Genomic DNA, 3657 nt, shown 5'->3' with positions numbered 1-3657 from the left:
CAATTGACGGCCTCCAAGCCAGTGCCTGGCATTGAGCCTGCCGTCTTTGTTCGGCACGATATAGCCCGTGATGTGCGGGGTCGATTCATCGAAATGGATCTGCAAATGAGCCACATTTTCCTTGCCGAAAGTCTTGATGATTTCGGTGCATGACTTCTTCCACCACTCGTTTACCTGATCGGTGGTGGCATGCTCGAACCACTCAGGGGAGACGGTCGATAAGACCTCAATGACTTTGACCGAGTTCTTGCGGCCTTTGGCCTTGGCAAGTCTCTCGTCAATGTCCTTTTGAGGGTCTGCACTACCCCAGACGATCCGGTTTTTAATGCCCGGTATCGCGTTTGGGGTGGCTCTAGTTCTCATGCAATGCTGAACCGATGCGGCGATCTCGCCCCCGGTTTTCAGCTTTGCAGTTCGGAAGATCGTATACGCCATAGCTGCTCCATTTGCTTCATTGTTCTACACAAGAGGTAAGGCCAGAAGGTTTCCACAATCTTTCTTTTTCCAAGGGGAAAAGCTCATGTAGCAAACTAATCGTGCCCGGAGGGTCGATTCGTTTGTGTAGTGAGTACACAAAGAACTTTTGAAGCGCGGGGCTACGCCCCTTTTGTAAAGCTACTGATCTTTACGCACGGTAACACCCCGCGCTTCAATTTCGTGGATAACTCGTAAAGCTCCGGCGCTGTCTCCGAAGTGACAATACATAGCCAGTTCAGAGACAAGCTGGGATAAACGCATAATGCTAGAGGTCGAGCTTGCCTTGCGCTTCCGGCATTGCACGCACCTCGTCAATCGCCTCACGCATTGCAGTTTTAATTACGTTCGTCATGCTGAGCTTCATGCCGTTCTGCTGTGCAAACTCAACGCATTTGTTAAAGTCGTCGTGAAGCGACTGCTCTACCCTTGCATTGACGTTGCTGAGCTTCTCCCCTGCTCCGGGGGCGTGCTCTAGATACTTCGGTTTCTTCTTTGCCATGCGCTTCTCCTTATGCTGGCTGGTTGCATTACCTATGTAACGGGCTGTGGTTAATCTGACGTTTCGTCAGGGCTGGCATCCCCGCTTTCATCGATGCGGGAATATGGGCTGGCCTTGTCGTCCACTTCGGACAAGTCCATTTGCTTGGGTCGGGGTAACGCAGGGTTCAAGCCTTCCTGCTCGTTTTGCTCAATGATGTACTGCTTGCCGAGTACGATTCTGGAGCCGTTGAAGAGCCGTGCTGGGTTCACCCAGTAAGCGTCTCGACCGATCTTGCATGGGGCTAAAATGTCGTGCTGTAAAAGCTCTGCCATAGCCTTATAGAAGGCCGTTTTCCCGACAGGTTTGACCTTTATCGGGCTGTTCTTCATCTTCACTGCTGTTTGTTCAATCAGGTCGTTTACAATGTCTAGTGACAGATAAACCTTGTCGCTGTCCTTGACCTTTTGAACTTCATTAATCAGCACAAAAAAGATCCGTGCGGCTGTCGGAGACAGCCCCAGCATCGTGGTAATATCTGCTGAAAAGAGCTTCACGAACTGCTCACGGTCAACCATCTGGGTGACGCCAATGGTTAATGCACCACCAACCTCACCAGTCTTGTAGTTGTAAGCAACTTCATCCTTCAGCTGCTGCGTATTTCTTACTGAAACTGAAAAACCTTCATCCATTATCGACACTAGAAAAGGATTTTCCTTATGTGCCGTAAAGGCCTTCAAAGAAGGCCTAGGCATGCTCTTCGCTTCTTCGGAAGGAAGGAGCGGCCGCTCTCTTTCCCTCTTCATAATCTTGTCTGTGTTCTTCTTCTGGTTCATTTTTCACCCCTCTAAAGCGAACTCTATGTTCTCCTTAGATGTACTTCTAGTTCATTAAATCTGCGTTAAAAACGAACTCCAAGTTCGCACCTATTCATAACCTCTAAATCATTTTCCGCAAAAACACACCCAAAAACGAACAAAACACACATATTTTCATTCAAAAGTTCAAAAAATAGGACAAAAAGTTCGTTTAAACGAACTACCCCCCTAATAAAATCAATAACTTAGATAGTTTTCCTTCTTATTCTTTCTACCGGGTCCGACCTCCGGTTCGTCCACCCGGTAGAAAGATGACGCCAGCCTCCGGCTGGCTGCACCAGCTGCCGCTGGTGGGCTTGCTGCTGGGAAAAAGAAAGGCTTGAGGCTTTCTGAAGCGGCTCTGCGGCTGGGGCTAGGGCCGATCCTCGATGGGGCTGGTGAGGATTAGCCAGGGCGGAGCCAAGCGAAGCCCTAGCGGGCCTCGCGCGGTTCACATGCCGGGGGGCTTCGGGGCCTTGCTGGCGGGCGGCAACCGCCGCTTGGGGCGATCCGGGTCAACCGGCTTTGCGTCATGGCCGTCTTGCTCGTCCGCTTTACACAGAGCTTCATTCCAGTCTTTCACTGGCGCTTCCGGGTGATGGACTCGGACGTTCTTGAAGCCGTGGTCCTCGAAGTCCTTGGCGAGCTTAGGAGCGGCAAGTTTTCCAACCTTGTCGTTGTCATAGGCTATAACAATAGAGCCCCACGCGGCTGCCTCGACGTTTTTTGGCATTACAGTCGTAACGCCAGCTGTAGCGCAGGCGGTGCCGGTCAGCTCGTGGATCTGCATGTATGACAGGGCGTCGATGGGGTTCTCGGCAATGATGAGATTGTCCCATTTGCGGCTCTCTCGACCGACTGTCGCCCGCCAGCACAGGCTCTTATCCGATCCTGTGGCGAGGCCTTTAAAGTCGCTCAAGCCAGTCCCACGCTTGATCGCGATGCCAGCACTTGCAAAGACGACGTTCTTAAATCTGTCGGCATAGACTGCACCACGCCTGTAAAGCCCTTCGACCAGCTTCGATGACAGCCTGCGAGCTTTCGTTAAGTAACGCTCCACATGCTCCCAGTGGTCTGGCACAGGCTCGGGTTTTTGGAAAACAACGGCCTTGCGCTCAACAACGCGCTTGGGCGCCTTTTTAACTTCCTCTATAGCTTTACGCCGTGCTTCATCTGTTGCGTTACTAACGTAACTGTCTGCGCCATAATTTGAGATTAGAAAGTCTCTTGCTGTCGTAAAGTCGCATTGCATTACATGCTTAACGAAGTCGACTGCACCGCCTCCACCCTGCCCCGCTTTATGGTCGTAAAACTTCTGGCCAGTGATCGAGATGGCAAACTCGCCGTCAACGTCCTTCCAGTTCTTGTCTTTATCCTGTTCAAGCGCCAAGCGTTGCGCCAGTTCAAGCAATGGCGTGGCACGTGCTGCATCAAGCTGCTCTTTCAGTCGCGCTTTCTCTTCTGCATTACGTTCCGCTTTACTGGCTGCTGCCTTTGCGGTAGCGCGAGCGCCAGCGGTTTCGCTTCTGGCTGTGATGCCAGCCTGAGCTTGCAGGTGCATCGTCTCGACGTCTTTCTGCAAGGCTTCCTTCCAGTCGTCAGAGGTCAGTGCCTCCCATTTTGTGGGCGGGGTCCAGCTGGGCACTTCCTGCTCTATGGCACCATAAAAACGGGCGACTCTGTCGTGCTTGGCCTTGCTGCCTTTGACACCCCTTTCAATGCCCAGATGTGCCACACATTGGGCCATTCTGTCCTGCATTTGGGACAACAATTGACGGCCTCCAAGCCAGTGCCTGGCATTGAGCCTGCCGTCTTTGTTCGGCACGATATAGCCCGTGATGTGCG

4 protein-coding genes are annotated in these 3657 nt (G+C 52.1%); all 4 read right to left on the bottom strand.

The features are described 5' to 3' along the window. Positions 1-435 (bottom strand): plasmid recombination protein (locus ACGYLI_RS17985; protein ID WP_394420162.1); only part of this gene is annotated, 435 nt, incomplete at its 3' end. 307 nt (positions 436-742) lie between these two features. Beyond that, positions 743-976, bottom strand: a complete 234-nt coding sequence (locus tag ACGYLI_RS17980) for a hypothetical protein (RefSeq protein WP_394420161.1) — start codon at positions 974-976, stop codon at positions 743-745. Positions 977-1026: 50 nt separating this feature from the next. After that, positions 1027-1791, bottom strand: coding sequence for a hypothetical protein (locus tag ACGYLI_RS17975; protein WP_394420160.1), 765 nt, complete (start codon positions 1789-1791; stop codon positions 1027-1029). 472 nt (positions 1792-2263) lie between these two features. Further along, positions 2264-3657 (bottom strand): toprim domain-containing protein (locus ACGYLI_RS17970; RefSeq protein ID WP_394420159.1); only part of this gene is annotated, 1394 nt, incomplete at its 5' end.

The organism is Sulfitobacter sp. 1A13421, assembly GCF_043557285.1.
Taxonomy (GTDB): domain Bacteria; phylum Pseudomonadota; class Alphaproteobacteria; order Rhodobacterales; family Rhodobacteraceae; genus Sulfitobacter; species Sulfitobacter faviae.
This window is presented reverse-complemented; position numbering and strand designations above follow the sequence as displayed.

Coding starts and splice junctions, on each gene's coding strand:
- ACGYLI_RS17980 (WP_394420161.1), bottom strand. CDS start 976: ATGGCAAAGAAGAAACCGAAGTATCTAGAGCACGCCCCCGGAGCAGGG.
- ACGYLI_RS17975 (WP_394420160.1), bottom strand. CDS start 1,791: ATGAACCAGAAGAAGAACACAGACAAGATTATGAAGAGGGAAAGAGAG.